The sequence below is a fragment of the Sneathiella litorea genome, from assembly GCF_009882915.1.
GTDB classification, from domain to species: Bacteria; Pseudomonadota; Alphaproteobacteria; order Sneathiellales; family Sneathiellaceae; genus Sneathiella; species Sneathiella litorea.
Window position 1 is genome coordinate 596,084 of the sequence record NZ_WTUW01000002.1, and the last position, 16,501, is coordinate 612,584.

Annotated in this window: 12 protein-coding genes; 7 read left to right on the forward strand and 5 right to left on the reverse strand. The window is 51.8% G+C overall.

From position 1 onward, the window contains the following. Positions 1-134 precede the first annotated feature (134 nt). Together rpoZ and folK are read right to left on the reverse strand one after the other, a co-directional pair. Entirely contained in the window at positions 135-539 is a 405-nt protein-coding gene (gene rpoZ / locus GQE98_RS09095; protein WP_161315337.1) for a DNA-directed RNA polymerase subunit omega, read from the reverse strand. A 127-nt stretch (positions 540-666) separates the two neighbouring features. Then, complete coding sequence (gene folK / locus GQE98_RS09100; RefSeq protein WP_214646492.1) at positions 667-1,185, reverse strand: 2-amino-4-hydroxy-6-hydroxymethyldihydropteridine diphosphokinase; 519 nt, start codon at positions 1,183-1,185, stop codon at positions 667-669. Positions 1,186-1,363: 178 nt separating this feature from the next. Here folK and GQE98_RS09105 point away from each other — a divergent pair, with 178 nt between their 5' ends. Next, on the forward strand, positions 1,364-1,969 hold the full coding sequence (locus GQE98_RS09105) for a LabA-like NYN domain-containing protein (protein WP_161315339.1): 606 nt from the start codon (positions 1,364-1,366) through the stop codon (positions 1,967-1,969). 297 nt (positions 1,970-2,266) lie between these two features. Continuing rightward, on the forward strand, positions 2,267-3,619 hold the full coding sequence (locus GQE98_RS09110; RefSeq protein ID WP_161315340.1) for a phospholipase effector Tle1 domain-containing protein: 1,353 nt from the start codon (positions 2,267-2,269) through the stop codon (positions 3,617-3,619). A 5-nt stretch (positions 3,620-3,624) separates the two neighbouring features. On the opposite strand, the gene smpB is transcribed toward GQE98_RS09110, so the two are convergent. Both smpB and dapA read right to left on the reverse strand, forming a co-directional pair. Continuing rightward, on the reverse strand, positions 3,625-4,077 hold the full coding sequence (gene smpB, locus GQE98_RS09115; protein WP_161315341.1) for an SsrA-binding protein SmpB: 453 nt from the start codon (positions 4,075-4,077) through the stop codon (positions 3,625-3,627). Between the two features lie 19 nt (positions 4,078-4,096). Next, positions 4,097-4,975, reverse strand: coding sequence for a 4-hydroxy-tetrahydrodipicolinate synthase (gene dapA, locus GQE98_RS09120; RefSeq protein WP_161315342.1), 879 nt, complete (start codon positions 4,973-4,975; stop codon positions 4,097-4,099). A gap of 256 nt (positions 4,976-5,231) precedes the next feature. On the opposite strand from dapA, the gene pepN reads away from it, so the two are divergent. The 5 genes from pepN to GQE98_RS09145 all read left to right on the forward strand — a co-directional run bounded on the left by pepN (position 5,232) and on the right by GQE98_RS09145 (position 12,775). Continuing rightward, the gene (gene pepN / locus GQE98_RS09125) at positions 5,232-7,877 is read left to right on the forward strand and encodes an aminopeptidase N (protein ID WP_343044216.1); all 2,646 of its coding nucleotides are present in this window, start codon (positions 5,232-5,234) and stop codon (positions 7,875-7,877) included. 85 nt (positions 7,878-7,962) lie between these two features. Continuing rightward, positions 7,963-10,146, forward strand: a complete 2,184-nt coding sequence (locus tag GQE98_RS09130) for a lytic transglycosylase domain-containing protein (RefSeq protein ID WP_161315344.1) — start codon at positions 7,963-7,965, stop codon at positions 10,144-10,146. Between the two features lie 80 nt (positions 10,147-10,226). After that, positions 10,227-10,916, forward strand: a complete 690-nt coding sequence (locus tag GQE98_RS09135; RefSeq protein ID WP_202526196.1) for a haloacid dehalogenase type II — start codon at positions 10,227-10,229, stop codon at positions 10,914-10,916. Positions 10,917-10,938: 22 nt separating this feature from the next. After that, on the forward strand, positions 10,939-11,799 hold the full coding sequence (locus GQE98_RS09140; RefSeq protein WP_161315345.1) for an alpha/beta fold hydrolase: 861 nt from the start codon (positions 10,939-10,941) through the stop codon (positions 11,797-11,799). Further along, a complete protein-coding gene (locus GQE98_RS09145) occupies positions 11,774-12,775 on the forward strand; it encodes a pyridoxal-phosphate dependent enzyme (protein ID WP_161316251.1) in 1,002 nt (333 codons plus the stop codon). Before GQE98_RS09140 ends, GQE98_RS09145 begins: the two co-directional genes overlap by 26 nt. On the opposite strand, the gene GQE98_RS09150 is transcribed toward GQE98_RS09145, so the two are convergent. Continuing rightward, positions 12,772-16,500 (reverse strand): hypothetical protein, encoded by a 3,729-nt coding sequence (locus tag GQE98_RS09150; RefSeq protein WP_161315346.1) that lies wholly within the window; start codon positions 16,498-16,500, stop codon positions 12,772-12,774. The genes GQE98_RS09145 and GQE98_RS09150 overlap by 4 nt on opposite strands. Position 16,501 lies beyond the last annotated feature (1 nt).

Here is a 16,501-nt window from a genome sequence, read left to right on the forward strand (position 1 = left end):
GACAAATGCCGTCCTCCCCCTGCTGACAACATAAACTGATAATCGGGTTACATATTCTGAAACTCAAACTTGCCGAACCCGGCATTACGGGCGCGTATTCCTGTTGTAAATGCCGGGCTTTACTTTTGGTCCGTTCAGTTATCAGCAGACGGTTCATCGGCATTCGTTTCTGCTGCCGGCGTGTCTGCTTCCGTCACGCCGACTTCATCGGCGGTAAAAGTTTCAACGGCTGTGTTTTCCTGAATGACGCCTGCCCATTCGTTACTTGCACTCATCAGGGCGGCCATGTTGTCTTCTTCAGGTTCATCTACCTCGACGCGGCGTTGCAGCGAATGTACGAGATTCTCCTTGAGCTCACCCAGCTCAATCGTACCATCGCCAATCTCACGAAGGGAGACGACGGGGTTCTTGTCGTTGTCACGATCGACGGTCAGCATGGATCCGGCGGCGATTTCCCGGGCGCGGCGGGCAGCCAGCAATACGATCTCAAAACGGTTCGGAACTCTTTCTACGCAATCTTCAACAGTGACGCGTGCCATATACAGTAACTCCAATTGTCTGTGATTAGCTATCTACATATGCGTTTGCGCCGCGGATAGCAAGTCAAAGTAACATAAAAAGGCGTTGAATTTTGGCGCTTTTCAGCCCCTCCGTCGCTTTTTTGCATCAAGCGGAGAAATCATCTACACCGACGATGTCAAATGGTTGATCTGATGACAGCATTTCAAGCAATTCCGTTGCCTGCAGCTTGCTGACCGGGTGGCGCCACTCAGGCGCGATTTCGGCGATTGGCGCAAGCACGAATGCGCGCTCATGCATGTAAGGATGCGGCAGAACAGGCCCTGCCCGCTGATCCTGATTTACCGTCACCAGATCACGATAGGTTAGAAGATCAACATCAAGCACCCTTGGTTCCCATTTTTGTCGCCGGATACGCCCGAATTCACGTTCCACCCCATGCAGGAGATTCAAAAGCTCCGGGGCTGGTAATTCCGTTTCCACTGAAAGAACCGCATTTACAAACCAAGGTTGATCTGAAGCCGGCACTGGCGCCGAGCGATACCAGCTTGATTGACGCGAAATATCAGCTATCTTGCGCAAACGACGCACCACCTCCGTTAGCGTATTTAACGGATCACCATGGTCCGGATGTGGCATATTTGCCCCTAAACCAATCAATATCACCTAAAATTTTCCTCAAAAACCATGAAAACACCACGCTTTCTGCATCATTTCATCACAATTACCACGATGGCATGCATTTCTTATCTAGAGAATCACAAATATATTTGCTATTGATGAATGATTAGGGAGCACGATTGAACACACATAACTATTTATAATATTAAATGCGGAAGTGGTAATGCCTTTTTATTCTGAGGAGCGAATTGCTCTTTTCATTGATGGCTCCAACTTGTATGCGGCCGCCAGGGCGCTTGGGTTCGACATCGACTACAAAAGATTACTCGGCGAATTTGCCGCACAGGGTCGGCTTGTCCGCGCTTTTTATTATACAGCGCTGATCGAAGATCAGGAATATTCCCCCATCCGTCCACTGGTCGACTGGCTCGATTATAACGGGTATACGATGGTCACGAAACCCACCAAGGAATTTACAGATTCCACGGGCCGCCGGAAGTACAAGGGAAATATGGATATCGAGTTGGCCATCGACATGATGGAACTGGCAGGCCATATCGACCATGCAGTGCTTTTCTCCGGCGATGGCGACTTCCGTCGACTGGTTGAATCAATCCAGCGCCAGGGTGTCCGTGTCACGGTCGTCAGTACCGTCAAGTCTCAGCCGCCCATGATCGCCGATGAGCTTCGTCGTCAAGCTGACTTCTTTATCGAATTGAAAGATATGGAAAAAAAGGTTGGCCGCGCCGCCGGACAGAAGTCCGACCAGGATTATGACGATTATCCTGACGAATTCGAGCCATATGTAGACGCTGAGGAAATTGCCTGATCAACGGCAATTCCCTTAACTAATCAGAATATTACCAAGATTTCTTTAGCTCTTCAGTAGCTTTACCCGATATTTCATGCCCCCCAGTTTCTGCGGTCTGCTGCCAGTTACCGGAATATGCCGCGCATTTTTTCATAGAATGAGATGACAAAATACGGTTAAAATGGTTTTGGCGCTTTTAGACAGGGAGTGCCGCGATATAGTTAGAAAATGCATGATGTCGATGCAGGCATTACAATGCAAAGCTGCCTGCGACGCCCGGTATGCTGTAATTATCTGACTTATAAGGGAAAAATTATGGCCCGAAAACTTGTGGTCCTGAGTGACGGCAGTTGGATTGCCCCGCAATTCAGAAGCAAGAACCGACGCGTTCCCGGAAATGCCACGCTTGCCTATCATGCCATCGCGGAACAGAATACAGACGGGAAACCGCAAATCCGCTATCTTCACGATCAAGAAGCCAAACCGTCTTTCCGTCGCAGGTTGATGCAGCGCACATTCGGCCTTGGCATGAAGGCGGAGATTTACAACAGCTATACATTCCTCGCGCAAAATTACCGCGGCGAGGAGGATGATATTTACCTGTTTGGCGCGGGTCTGGGCGCCTGCAATATCCGCCGGCTAACGGACCTGCTGGACAAGGTTGGTTTGCTATCACCTGAAGAGTTGCATCTCCTGCCCGAAGCCTATGAATACAGCCAGATCCCGGCGGAGGCCTTGGAAACGCCCGGGGCCAAGAGCCTTGCCGAACAGTTACCGGCGAAGCCCGTACGCATTCGCTTTCTCGGATGCTGGGATACGGTCGGCAGTCATGGCCTTCCCCTGCCCGGCCTCCACGGGATTTCGCAAAGCTGGATGACGTTTCACGATCATAAGATCAATGCAAATGTTGAGAACGCTTATCAGGCTCTTGCCCTCGATGAACGACGCAGCCGGTTCAAACCGGGCCTCTGGACTGGCGTTCACTCGACCGATACCAAGTCAGTTGAACAAGTCTGGTTTCCCGGTTCCCATGAGAATATTGTCGGCGGGCGTCGCGACAGCCGTCTATCAGATATCGCGCTGCGCTGGCTGCTGGACCGTGCAGCAGAACAAGGCCTGCATATCGATACGGAAAAGCTGGAAGAACTGATCACGCCAGACATACTGGGGAAAATAGCGATGGACCGGCGCAAAGTTCTTGGCGTCCGTGTTCCGTTCAAAAAGCTGTTCAACCGCCCTGTTGGAATGGCCGGGAAGAGTTTCCCGCCGGAATTCGTACCAGAAAAGCTCCATGAATCCGTCCTGAAACGGCGGGAGCTGGACAAGAAGTACCGACCCCGCCAGCTAGCGAGCCTCTCTGACAGCGATATTCCTGTCTATCGGGAGCATATGAACGCCGAAACCAACAAGCGGCGCTATCCCCGCCAAAAAATTGACTGGCCGGGATTTATCATCACCAACGAAACGAAAATGAAGGTCAGCCTGGTGGACTATAGCCGCTCAGGTGCGAAAATCTGGCTACAGGGCAAGCTGCCCAAGGGTACTGAGCTGGTGCTGCAATCCTCCCGTACGTTCTCCGACGGGCTGAAAAGCCGTGTGGTCTGGACGCAGGACAATTTTCTCGGTTTGGAGTTTGCAACTCCCCTCCCCGCAGAGGCGACAGCCTAGACAGATCAAACGCTGTTTTTCAGTAGCCGCTGTTTTTCGCGGCCCCAGTCGCGATCGCGTTCCGTCGCGCGCTTGTCATGCTGCTTTTTACCCGAGGCAAGGCCGACTTTAACCTTCACAATCCCGCGATCGTTAAAATACATCGATAGCGGCACAAGGGTTTTACCCGCCTTTAGTATCTGGCCGGCAATCTTCTTGATTTCCTTTTTATGCATCAGCAACTGCCGCGGTCTTAACGGTTCGTGGTTGTTGCGATTGCCATGACCATATTCGGAAATATGCGCATTGATCAGATACAGGCCGTCATTTTCAAAGGATGCATAGGCATCCTGAATGTTCGCCCGCCCGGCGCGAAGGCTCTTCACCTCCGTCCCGAGCAGGATCAGTCCCGCCTCAAACTCTTCATGAATGAAGTAGTTATAGCGGGCCTTCCGGTTTTCCGCGATATTGCGGCCCATAGCTGTATCTGACCCTTTTTTAGTTCAGGATGCCCGCATGGCGCATCGCTGCCTCAATTTCCCGCTTGGTCTCATCTTTCACAAGCGGGATAATCGGCAGGCGAACATCCGGCTTACATTTACCGAGTAGTGACAAGGCATATTTGGTGGGTGCCGGGCTCGATTCAAGGAACAGTGCGCGATGAAGCGGCATCAAGAGATCCTGTAACTCGATAGCTCTTGCATTATCCCCGGCAAGGCTCGCCTCCTGCATCTGAGAGGCAAGTTCCGGCGCGACATTTGCCGAAACCGAAATGCACCCGTTACCGCCATGGGCATTAAACCCGATAGCCGAACCATCTTCACCGGAAAGCTGGTTAAAATCCGTGCCGCAATGCAGTCGCTGCAGGGAAACACGCGCCACATCACCGGTCGCGTCCTTGACCCCGACGATGTTTTTGAGCTTCGCTAGGCGTCCCATGGTCTCCGGTGTCATATCGACGATGGAGCGACCGGGGATATTATAGATATAAATCGGAATATCGACCGCATTGTTAATCGCCTCAAAATGGGCATACATGCCTTCCTGAGTCGGCTTGTTGTAATAAGGCATGGCAATCAGTGCCGCATCGGCACCGGCCTCCTTCGCATGTTTCGTCAGGCGAATTGCTTCCAATGTATTGTTCGAGCCCGCACCTGCCATGACCGGCACCCGCCCCTTGGCCACTTCAATGCATAGCTCCACGACGCGATCATGCTCAGGATGGCTCAAGGTAGGAGATTCCCCGGTAGTGCCAACCGGAACAAGCGCCTTGGTTCCGGATTTTATTTGCCAGTCACAGAAAGATTGAAACGATTTTTCATCCAAGCGCTCTCCATCAAACGGAGTAACAAGCGCTGTGATCGATCCTCTAAACATGACAAAATCCTCGATATTTAAAAATGCAATTTCCGCCGTGAATACGGTGATGCCCTTTTCATCAGACTTTCCCGAATTAATCGCGGCGAACCGCCTGATTTATAGGCATGATGCCCGGCAAGGCAAGTGGTAACTGCAATTATAAGGTGACGGTCGCGAAAATTTATTCAATTTTCCGCAACATTGCTTCGCCTTCCGCTCTTGATCAAACCAATAAGGGGGTTATCTTAAATCTATTGTCTTTTCTATGTTGAAGGTGTTCCCCTTGTCCCAATCTTCCGCGAAGCCCGCTACGATTTACCTTAAAGATTATAAAGAACCGGATTTCCTGATCAAGACGGTCGACCTGACAGTCGAGCTCGGGGAGGAAGAAACCATTGTCACCTCCCGACTGGAGCTCACGCGTAATGATGAGAATGCGACCAAACTCAGCCTGAATGGGGAACATTTGACCTTGCAATCGGTCAAGATGGACGGGCACATGCTGACGCCGGATGAATACAACGCGACCGACGAATGGCTTCACCTCCCAGTCGCGACAGTAACAACTGATTTCTCCCTTGAAATTGTCACACGGATCAAGCCTCAGGAGAATACGGCGCTTGAAGGCCTCTATAAATCCAACGGTAATTTCTGCACACAGTGCGAGGCGGAGGGGTTTAGGTGGATTACCTATTTCCTTGACCGACCGGACGTCATGGCCATTTACACCACAACCATCATCGGTGATGGGGAACTTTACCCCGTAATGCTTTCTAACGGAAACCTGATGCAACAGGAAACACTCCCAGATGGCCGGCAAAGCGTGACCTGGCACGATCCACACCCGAAACCCTCCTATCTCTTTGCGCTGGTTGCAGGGAATCTGGCTGTCGTTGAGGATAAGTTCACCACCCGTTCGGGCCGGAATGTGAAACTGCAGATCTTCGTCGAAAAGGGCAATGAGGATAAATGCGACCACGCCATGACCTCGTTAAAAAAATCCATGAAATGGGATGAGGAAAAATATGGCCGCGAGTATGACCTCGACATCTTCATGATTGTTGCCGTAAGTGATTTTAACATGGGCGCGATGGAGAACAAGGGTCTCAATGTCTTCAATTCGAAATATGTGCTGGCCTCTCCCGAAACGGCAACAGACGCTGATTTCGACGGCATCGAGAGCGTCATAGCCCATGAGTATTTCCACAACTGGACCGGCAATCGCATTACCTGCCGCGACTGGTTCCAGCTTACCCTGAAGGAAGGCCTTACCGTTTTCCGTGACCAGCAGTTTTCAGCCGATATGAATTCTGCCGCTGTGCAACGTATCGATGATGTCCAGCGGCTGCGCGCAGCCCAGTTTCCAGAGGATGGTGGCCCCCTCGCCCATCCCATCCAGCCGCAAAGCTATGTGGAGATCAATAACTTCTACACCGCCACGGTTTATGAAAAAGGGGCAGAAGTTATCCGCATGATCCATACGCTTCTGGGGGAGGAAAAATTCCGCAAGGGCATGGATCTTTATTTCGAACGACACGACGGACAGGCAGTCACGACGGAGGAATTTGTCTCCGCCCTTGAAGACGGTTCCGGTGTCGATCTCACCCAGTTCCGCCGTTGGTACGTTACGCCCGGCACCCCGGAAATTATGGTCGATGAACGATTTGATCCAAAAACCGGCCAGTACAAGCTAACGCTGGAGCAGTCAAATCTAAAGGCGGGGGAAATTTTCAAACCACTCCATATTCCGCTTCAGATGGGCCTTCTCGATGAGAAAGGTCAAGCCGTCACCTTTACCGACGGCCCCTTCAAAGGTCAGACAGAAGGTGTCTTTGATTTTAACAAGAAGCGACAGAGCTTTACTTTTTCAGGACTTTCATCACAGCCGAAGGCCTCCCTTTTCCGGGGATTTTCTGCCCCTGTCAAACTCAGGCAGACAATGAGCGACGATGCGCTTGCCTTCCTGTTTGCGAAGGATCAGGATTTGTTCAACCGCTGGGACGCAGGGCAACGGCTGGCCAGTAATATCATCCTTAAAAACATTGAAGCCGTTGATGAAGATGACACCGCCATACTGCCTGCGGCTTTCCTGGATGCCTTCGCAGAAATTTTGTCAGATACGGAACTAGATCGCGCGTTCACAGCCTCTGCCCTCACACTCCCCGGGGAGCAGGATATCGCGCAAAGGATGCCTATTGTCGATGTCGATGCAATTCATAAGGTTCGTGAAAATGCGCGCCAGCAAATCGGCCTCACTTTTGAAGAAAACTGGCGCAAACTTTATAACGAATGCGCAAACGCTCCAACGCCAGCAAATCAGCCGGAAAGCAGCAGCCGAAAGCTGAAAAACACCGCCCTCAGATATCTGATTGCGACAGGGCGCGAGGAATATATCACCCTAGCGGCCACGCAATTTCGCAAAAGTACGAATATGACGGATAGCGTTGCGGCACTCTCAGGCCTTAAAGATATCACCCATCCGGTCCGGGATGAGATGTTCGCCGACTATTACGAGAAATGGCAGAAAGATGCCCTAATCGTCGATAAGTGGTTCACTTTACAGGCTATGTCCATGCGGGAAAGCACCATTGCGGATATCAAGAAACTGATGGAGCACCCCGCCTTTACGCTACGAAACCCGAACCGGCTACGATCGCTGATTGGCGCATTTACCTCCGGTAACCCTGTCTATTTCCATGACAAGTCCGGTGAAGGGTATCGGATACTTTCTGGCGTTATCAGCGCCATGAACAAGACGAACCCGCAGATTGCTGCACGGTTTGTTGCGCCGCTGGGTCAGTGGCGCCGTTATGACGAAGATCGTCAGGCGCTGATGTCTGCTGAACTCGAAAAAATCCTGAAACTACCGGATTTATCCGATCATGTTTACGAAATGGCAAATAAAAGCCTGCATAATTAGTAAAATTATCTGATAATATGCAGCTATTGCCGTTACAGATTGAGGAGCAGCTTAAACACCATTGATTAACTGATCGGTTGAGGTAATGCGAAATAAGGTCGCCCTTGTGGCGCTGATGACCAGCACAATGCTTATTCCCATGTCTGCGCTTGCCGCTAACAAGGCAAGGCTGGAGGGCGACCAGACTCCTGTAACGAGGGATAGCTTGCTACCCGCTGGCTCCCTGCCAGAGAGTGAAACCATACCTCTTCCACATCTTAAACCGGAGATCGGACAGGTCGCACTCTTGCATGTAGAGTTGCCACCGCTGCCGAAAAAACGCCCTATTGGCATCGAATTGCCTCCTCATCCGCTTGCCACGGGGCTGCTGAATGCGCGAGACCTGAAACTTTATAAAGAGGCCTTCGCTGAAGCTGACAAACGGCACTGGGATAGAGCTATCGAAATTGCGCATCGCGCAGACTATAAATTGCCCGCCAAAATCATTGAATGGCGGTATTTCAGCACCTATCGAAATCAGGCCAGCTTTGATCAGATTGCCCGTTTCATCGAAGAAAACCCGGACTGGCCCGGTCAAGATACCCTCCACCGGCGCGCCGAGCAGGCACTGGTAGATCCGGCTGACCAGAACAGGGTTTTGCAATGGTTTGCTCGCCGCAGCCCTGTTACCGGTATTGGTATGTACCGATACGGGGACGCGCTTATCAAATCTGGCAAGCGTGACGAGGGTGCGAAATGGCTCCGCAAAGCCTGGCATTCCGCTGAATTTACAGAAGACATAGAATTAGAATTTCTTAAAAACTATGGGGATTTGCTAACCAAGTCAGATCATGAAAAGCGCCTTGATAATCTCTTGTGGGAGCGGGAGACCGATGCTGCCGTCCGCCTCTTTCCCTTTCTCAATGAGGATCTGAAGAAGCTTGCCACTGCCCGCATTCGCCTGATCCGGAATTCCTGGAATGTGGATCAGGCTATTCGCGCCGTCCCCGCCGAGCTTCAGAATGATCCGGGCCTGACATTCGAGCGTGCCAAATGGCGCCGTAGCAAGGCACTGGATGATGAATCACGGGACCTCTTGTTTGAGGTCGATGATACGGTACCGCGCGCAGATAAATGGTGGCACGAGCGGCATGTCCAGGCTCGAAAACTCCTCGCCAAGGGGCATATCACGGATGCCTATAACCTCGCTAGTCAGCATGGCCTGACCAACGGTGCGGATTTTGCCGCCGCTGAATGGTTGTCGGGCTGGATCATGCTTCGTTTTCTGGGCGATGGAAAGGAAGCACTCGGTCATTTCACCCGGCTTTATGAGAATGTAAGCTACCCAATCAGCCGCGCCCGCGGCGCCTATTGGATTGGTCGGTCGCACGACGCCCTTGGTGACGCGATGACAGCAAAGAACTGGTACAAAGTCGCCGCAGAGTTTTATACGACCTATTATGGTCAAATGGCCCTACATGAGCTTGGAGAACGGAAACTACCGGCTATTCCAAAAATCTCACGGGTGAAAAGCCCGGCAAGCAAGGGCGCATCCCCCGACATACAAGTGCTAATAGTACGTCACCTCGCCGAAATTGGCGTGACAAAATGGGCAAGGCCATTTCTTCTGGAGATCGCCGAGAAGGCACAAAGCGAATCTGATTACATAGCGGCGGCGGAGCTTGCCAACGATATCGATCGGCCCGATTACGCCATCGCGATTGCCAAGAGGGCGTCTCAACTGGGTACCGAGCTTGTAGAAATCAACTGGCCAGTACCGGATCTAGCCATAGAAAACCCGCCAATTGAACCCGCATTGATGCTGGCAATCACGCGGCAGGAAAGCACTTTCGCCATTGATGCCATTTCCTGGGCGGGGGCACGCGGCTTGATGCAATTGATGCCGGGAACCGCAAAACTGGTTTCGCGCAACTTGAATGTCAGCTACTCGAAAGCCCTCCTCACGGCTGACCCTGCTTATAACACCCTGCTGGGCAGCACCTATCTCGCCAACCAGATAGAAAGGTTCAATGGCTCTTATGTGCTTGCCATTGCCGCCTATAACGCCGGCCCCGCTAACGTAAGCCGCTGGATAAAGGAATGGGGGGATCCGCGTTCGGGGGATATCGACATGATTGACTGGATTGAATTTATTCCGTTCGCCGAAACCCGCAACTACGTCCAGCGCGTCATCGAAAACCTTCAGATCTACCGTGAGCGGCTGGCCCGTGACGAGGGCAGCCCCCTCAAAATCAGCTATGATATCAACAGGGGCAGCGCAACCCACTAGATCCCGTTAATTCTTTTCTTGCATTGGCGCGCCACATGGCCAACATACGAAATGGCGCTCATAAAGAGAAAGAATGACCCATGGCAACCCTGAAACTTGAAAATATCAAGGCCTGCGTCTTTGATGCCTATGGCACGCTGTTCGATGTCAATGCGGCTGCCCGCGCTGAACAGGCCGCCCTCGGCGATAAATGGGAGGATGTCGCGTCTGTCTGGCGGTTAAAACAGCTTCAATATACCTGGCTGCGCAGCCTGCAAAGGCGCCATGCGGATTTTTGGCAGGTAACGGGGGAGGCTCTTGATTTTGCCCTGGCTAACGCGGAAGTAACGGACCCGGCGCTTCGCGAACGTCTGATGAACCTTTATCTGACGCTTTCCGCCTATCCAGAAGTAAAATCAACCCTTGAGCAACTGAAATCCGCTGGCATTAAATGCGCTATTCTTTCGAATGGAACGCCGAAAATGTTGAGCGCCGCAGTTGACAACGCCGGAATTGCCCCCCTGCTTGATGGCATTTTTTCGATTGAGGATGTTGGGATCTATAAGCCCGATCCGTCCACCTATCAAATTGCTGTCGACCGTCTTTCGGTCAAACCGACGGAAATTGCCTTTCAATCATCAAACGGGTGGGATGCATACAGTGCAAAAGCCTTCGGTTTCAACGTTATCTGGTGTAACCGGTTTGGTCAGGCAGAAGAACGTCTTCCCAGTTCGCCGGATGGCCAGATCAGAACCCTCGATGACCTACCGGCCATCGTTGGTGCAATTTGATTAAACAGGATAGAACTTGCCTATGTCTTTCAAGGAAGAATATTACCCCTCGCCAGATGGCCTGAACTTATATTACAGGGAATATGGATCGGATCAAAGTGCCAGCCCTCTCCTCTGCCTTTCCGGTCTGACGCGCTCATCCCTTGACTTTCATGACTTCGCGGAACGCTATTCCAAAACACGAACAGTCTACACGCTCGACTATCGCGGACGCGGAAAATCACCTTATGACGCGAATTACAAAAATTATAATCCGCAGGTCTATATCGGTGATATTTATGCATTCCTGACTGAAAAGAAAATCGAGAAAGCGCTCTTTGTCGGTACATCGCTCGGTGGTCTGCTGACAATGGCAATGGCGGGTTTTGCCAAGAACTTCATTGCCGGCGCCATCCTGAATGATGTCGGACCGGAGGTTGATAAATCTGGCAGCAGCCGCATTCTTGACTATGTTGGCAAGGAAGTGCGCTACGCGACACTAGAGGAAGCAGCGGAGAAGCAAAAGGAGCTTTATCGCGGCGCTTATCCCGACATCACCGAGGAAGATTGGTTGGGACAGGCAAAATCTACCTTTATCTATGACGAGGGTGCAAAAAACTATCGCCTTAACTACGACCTCAACCTCGGCAAGGCTCTGGCGGAGCAGCTTAACTCCGACGAGCAGGTTGACCTTTGGCCCTTCTTCAAGGAGCTGAACGATGTGCCCACGCTCGCTATCCGTGGCGCACTCTCGGATGTCCTGAGCGAGGCAGTGTTCGACCGCATGAAAAAGGAAAATCCAAACATGGAAACACTGGTCTTGAAAAACCGTGGTCATGTCCCGTTACTGAATGAACCTGAAACCCTTACAAAACTGGATGATTTCATTGCTCGAGTTCGATAAGACGCCATCCTATCAGTCCGTTCGTGATGCGGCGATGCGCCTACGCGGAATTACCGTTCGCACCCCCCTTCTAGAATCCCTCGCTCTGAACGAGAAGCTGGGCGCAAGATTGTTTCTGAAATGTGAAACCTTGCAACATACCGGATCCTTCAAATTCCGCGGCGCCTATAACACGCTCAGCCGTCTGTCGCCCGCGCAAAAAGCGGCGGGCGTCATCGCTTACTCCAGCGGTAATCATGCGCAAGGTGTCGCCCTTTCAGCAAAGTTACTGGGGATTCCTGCGACCATCCTGATGCCTGAAGATTCTCCCACCATTAAACTCAATAACACGCGCGGATATGGCGCGACCGTTGTTACCTATGACCGGTACCACCAGTCGCGCGAGGAAATTGGCGAAAAAATCGCGAAGGATGGAAATCTTACGCTCGTTAAACCTTATGACAATTATTTCGTCATATCGGGGCAAGGTACCGTCGGGGTCGAGATCGCGGAGCAACTGAAAGCGCGTGATACTCGCGCTGATATCTGCACCGCCCCGACAGGCGGCGGTGGCCTCATTGCCGGTACATCCCTTGCTTTACGTGAACTGAGCCCAACAACTAAAATCTATTCCGCAGAACCCGAGTTCTTTGACGATACCTTCCGGTCGCTCGCGGCAGGTGAAATACTGCAGAATGAAGACGGCCATCGCAGTATCTGTGATGCCATTGTGACCCCTGCCCCCGGCAAGATTACGTTCGGCATCAATAAGCTGACCCTGGCGGGTGGCCTGGTTGTGACGGATGAGGAAGTTAAAGCGGCAATGCGCACGGCCTTTCACTATTTCAAATGCGTGATAGAGCCCGGCGGCGCCGTTGGCCTGGCCGCGCTCCTGGAAGGCAAGGTAGATATTCACGGCAAGACAGTGGTGGCAATCGCCTCCGGCGGCAACGTCGATCCTGCGCTATATAGCGATATCCTGAAAGAGGAAGATTAGTACGTCGCCCAGAAGTCTCCATTTTCCAGCTTTTCACGATAGCCGGCCATAAAGGATTCCAGCTTGCCGACTTCGGCGATCACTGTCGCGCGCTCCCGAAAATCTGTTTCTGATGGATCATTCTGTTTCGTGATCAGGTCAAACGCTGCCTGATCCGCTGTCCCTTCCATCTGGTCGATATATTTTTGTCGCAGGTTACGAATACCGGCCTTGTCATTGGAAAGATTATGGGCAACAGCAATCTGCATGATCCGTTGCCGGTCGAGCCGAGCAAAATCTTCATCCGAACTACTACTGCCATTACCGATCAGCTTTTCAATTGCCGGAATAGCGCGCGCCCAGTTTCGTGACTTCCAGTGAATTTCTGCCCGTAATTCATCGGCTTCAAGACTGTTATCTCTCTCGATCAGATTAAGGGCTTCCCGGTAATGCTGCAGTCCGGCCTGTGCCCGCGCCTCAATATAGATACGCTCTTTTCTTTCCTCTGGAGAGAGCTGACGCCAGCGCGTATCATAAAGGACACGCAAAGCTTCCTCAGGTTTGCCATTCCAAAGATGAACTACGGCAAGCTTTGTTCCCGCCTTTGCTTTCTCCAGCCCCTTCAAGCGGAAGTTAACCTGATGCTCAAGCAGTTGGGCCGCCTGCTCCAGCAGATCCACACGTGTCAGACGATCTGCCAGCATCTGAATCATTTTATCACCGCGATCCCCAACCGGGGTTAACTCACGATACTGATAGTAGATGGCAAGCGCCTTGACCGGCGGCAACTCGTCTGCGGCGCCATCCAAAAACAGCTCGGCGAACAGGTTATTCATCTTGCGGCCCAGATCCCGTGAATAGGGTGACCGGGGGAAATGCCGGACAATCCGCTTGTAAGTTTCCAGCCCATTCCCAATTTCACCCGTTGCGACATAAAGATCGCCAAGACGTTTTTGCATCTCGACCTCAAGCTCGTCGCCGCGCCAGGCAAAATCCAGCTTCTCAATTTCAGCAATTGCCTGCTCTGGCGTAATGAGTTTAGCTACTAGGTCAACATTGATCTTGTTGAAACGAGCCTTTTCCGTAGCCGGCCGATACCCGATTTTTACGACTTCCGAGAATTTTGCCGATGCGGTCGGAAAATCGCTAAGCTGCAAGGCCAAGACACCCTCCAAATAAGCTTTTTCAGCCTTTTGTTCTTTGGTCTCAGGGGTCTTTACATGCTCGAGTGCCTGCTTTGCCAGATTGACATCAATATTCTCAAGCGCGGCACGGGCCTGGAGCAAGCGAAAATGATCGCGCCACTCTTTCTCATATACGTTAAAGGCGGGAGCAGAAAAATTAAGTTCCTGCGCCGCGCGTTCCCAATCGCCAAGGGCTGCAGATACCACGCCGCGCCAAGGTGCAACCTCTACATCTCCCTCGAAATCACGATGATAGAGAGTGTTAGCCGCGGCTTCATACCGGTGCATACCCAATTGGGCAAGACCCTTCAGCAGGCGATACTCCCGATCTTTCTCAATCTTTGGATAGGTCCGGATCAGGTCATTCAACGCGCCGAGGGCCTCGGCGTTATGTTTTTGCCCCACATAAAATTTGGCAAGTGTAATTTTGGCCTGGCGCTTTTCCTTTTTTGCTGCCGTCGCAACAGCATTCTGCAATTCCTGCTTGCGAATTGTATAGAGAAGTGGATTCACCTGACGCCATTCCGCCAATCGTACAAACTGCGCTTTTTCTATCTCCGGTGTGGGATAGATTTCCTCACCCGGCTTTTTTGGAATTTCCTTTGGCTCCATTGGTGCGGCAAACTCATTGGAAATGGCTGTGACCGCAAGTCCGTTCTGTTCATAGCCAACCCTGATACTTGCTGCTGTAGATTTCAGCGCTATTCCCTGAACCGTGGACAGGACGGTAATACTATTGAATACCCGCTCTTTCTCGATCCCCCAACCCGAGCCGTTGAGCGGCATGGCAACCAGCTCTTCGCTGCCCGCGGGATCCATAAAGCGGATTTCCTTTCCGTTGTTGACTGCTGGAATGAAGGCCCGAAATTCAGACGCCGAGATACCCTGCGTCTGCACACCCAACGGATGAGTTATGGAAGGTTCCGCATCCAGCTGAAAATCAACATACCATTCATCATTTACCTTATTGACCTTTGGCGCATATCCCTCCCTTACATTAAAGCGGAGTAAAGTGGCCGTGGTATGGTCCAGCTGTCTGGCGTTAGAAACCAAAAACTTGTAGGGACCCGATAGGTTCTTGAAATCCACCGTTGATACCCGATCGAATACAATCCAATGGGCACCGCCGGATTCGAACATGGCCATCGCCGCCGGCTCATCCCACGGAAAAATAAGGCGAAAGCCATCTTTCAGGTTGGCTATTTTTACATTCAACCTGCTTCCCTTTGGTGCTTCAAGGCGTGAGGATACAACCACTTTCGGCTCTACTTTTGCCACTGCCTCTTCCCCGGCATCCTTGATAACAAGAGGTTCCTCTTTCGTCCTCTCGATCTCGGCTACTTCCTTGTCCGCAACAGGCGGATCAAGCATAATTGTCGGACTGATGGCGACGATTGCCGAACCGGAAGCCGGTGAAATAAAATTCAACCCTTCATCGCTGTCTGGCGCGCTCACCTTGACCACCTCGGAGCCAGCGACAGGTTTCGGCGCAGGTAACTCCCGTGCGGTATCATTCCGGGCCACGGCCTGCTCGACCGACTTTTCTAAAGGCTCCGGTTTTGCTCGCGATTTCCTTGGCTCCAGCTTGACAATAGGAAGTTCAATGACTGGTCCTTTCTGGGGTGTCCTTGCCAGCGGTTCTGCACGAACTTCGGACTCCTGTTGGGAAGTTTCATCTATTGCCGTCGGCTCCGTCTTTTCCGGCTCATCTTGAACTTGAGCGGTTGCCTGCTGTACTTCTGCTATCTTGGCCGGCTCAGGCGCTGTCTCAGCCACGGGCGTAGGTTCAGCTACCGCGTCATCAGCCGCTTTTTCCTTCTCAGTTTCTATTTTTTTATCGGCTTTCCGGATGTCAAAAACGATACTTTTCTTAACGCGAAAACCGCGGGATGTACTGTTCGGCAGCAGTTGGACGGTGACTTGTGTTTTGCCATCCACTTCTGAAACCGCGACCGACTTTGCCAGGTCGAGGGGATCACGGTTAAATGCCGAAACCTCCATCTTGGCCAAGGCATCAAAGGTAATGATCAGCTTATCTTCAGTGGTACGGCTGCTATAGGTCGTTGTCGCTGTTGGCCAGTCAAATACAAGACGACTGAAACCCGCATGATCTCCGCTCCTTAATTTGACTGGAACTTTGTTATCCCCTGGCTGTTTCGTCTTTACGTCGGATACTTTTTCCAGTTCGACAATGACAGCATTCCCGTCTTTGCGAGAGGCTATCCGGACGTCGCTTTTCAACAGAAAGCGAACGGATTGCCGTCCCTCAAGAAGTTCACCTTTGCCGACATACTTCTCCAAGGCGCTGGAGGCTGCGGCAAGATCTGTATCAAAAGGTTTGGTAAAACGGATATAGAGATACCCCTCTTCCAGCTCTGTGGTGAATTCTGCTGGCTCCTCCCAATTAAAGACAATCCGACCGACATTATCCCTGTCCGCAGCAGTCACGGTAACCGGTGCGGCGGCCATCGCTTCACTCAAGAGAAGCGCAACAACCAGCATACTGATGAACACCAACTGCCCAACACGAAGCCTAACCCCATGATTTATAATACGGTTCATA

What these genes read in the sequence shown, in the direction of transcription:
- rpoZ (WP_161315337.1), bottom strand. Translation starts at nt 539, where the DNA reads ATGGCACGCGTCACTGTTGAAGATTGCGTAGAAAGAGTTCCGAACCGT.
- GQE98_RS09105 (WP_161315339.1), top strand. Translation starts at nt 1,364, where the DNA reads ATGCCTTTTTATTCTGAGGAGCGAATTGCTCTTTTCATTGATGGCTCC.
- GQE98_RS09110 (WP_161315340.1), top strand. Translation starts at nt 2,267, where the DNA reads ATGGCCCGAAAACTTGTGGTCCTGAGTGACGGCAGTTGGATTGCCCCG.
- smpB (WP_161315341.1), bottom strand. Translation starts at nt 4,077, where the DNA reads ATGGGCCGCAATATCGCGGAAAACCGGAAGGCCCGCTATAACTACTTC.
- dapA (WP_161315342.1), bottom strand. Translation starts at nt 4,975, where the DNA reads ATGTTTAGAGGATCGATCACAGCGCTTGTTACTCCGTTTGATGGAGAG.
- GQE98_RS09130 (WP_161315344.1), top strand. Translation starts at nt 7,963, where the DNA reads ATGCGAAATAAGGTCGCCCTTGTGGCGCTGATGACCAGCACAATGCTT.
- GQE98_RS09135 (WP_202526196.1), top strand. Translation starts at nt 10,227, where the DNA reads ATGGCAACCCTGAAACTTGAAAATATCAAGGCCTGCGTCTTTGATGCC.
- GQE98_RS09140 (WP_161315345.1), top strand. Translation starts at nt 10,939, where the DNA reads ATGTCTTTCAAGGAAGAATATTACCCCTCGCCAGATGGCCTGAACTTA.
- GQE98_RS09145 (WP_161316251.1), top strand. Translation starts at nt 11,774, where the DNA reads ATGATTTCATTGCTCGAGTTCGATAAGACGCCATCCTATCAGTCCGTT.
- GQE98_RS09150 (WP_161315346.1), bottom strand. Translation starts at nt 16,500, where the DNA reads ATGAACCGTATTATAAATCATGGGGTTAGGCTTCGTGTTGGGCAGTTG.